Origin of the sequence: Mesorhizobium sp. M7A.F.Ca.ET.027.02.1.1 (assembly GCF_004022985.1) — a bacterium.
Classification (GTDB): domain Bacteria; phylum Pseudomonadota; class Alphaproteobacteria; order Rhizobiales; family Rhizobiaceae; genus Mesorhizobium.
In genome coordinates, this window is sequence record NZ_RZOL01000950.1 from 1 (window position 1) to 441 (window position 441).

A 441-nucleotide genomic window follows, 5' to 3' on the forward strand; every position below is an offset into this window, starting at 1 on the left:
GGATTTTATTGCTTACAGGGGCAACGCTGGTCGTGATTGTCGCGTTGCTCGTGAGCGGGCTACGCCTCGTATTACCGCATCTGGACAGCTGGCGTCCGCAGCTGCTGGCGAAAATCGAATCCACCACCGGCGTGCCGGTGAACGTCAGCCAGGTCAGCGCTAACTGGCAGAATTTTGGCCCGACGCTCGATGTCCGGGATATCAACGCCAGCCTGAAAGATGGCGGCTACCTGAAAATCAAACGCGTGACCCTGGCGCTGGACGTCTGGCAAAGCCTGTTGCATCTGCGCTGGCAGTTTCGCGATCTCACCTTTTATCAACTCCAGTTCCTGACCAATACGCCGCTGTCTGGCGGCGATAGCGGTCAGGGTCTTGAAGCCAACCGCTTCAGCGATCTTTTCCTCCGCCAGTTCGATCATTTCGATCTGCGCGACAGTGAAG

Annotated in this window: 1 protein-coding gene; it reads left to right on the top strand. The window is 57.4% G+C overall.

The features are described 5' to 3' along the window. The coding region (locus EN749_RS37165; protein ID WP_210214780.1) for a hypothetical protein at positions 1 to 441 on the top strand (441 nt) is incomplete at both ends.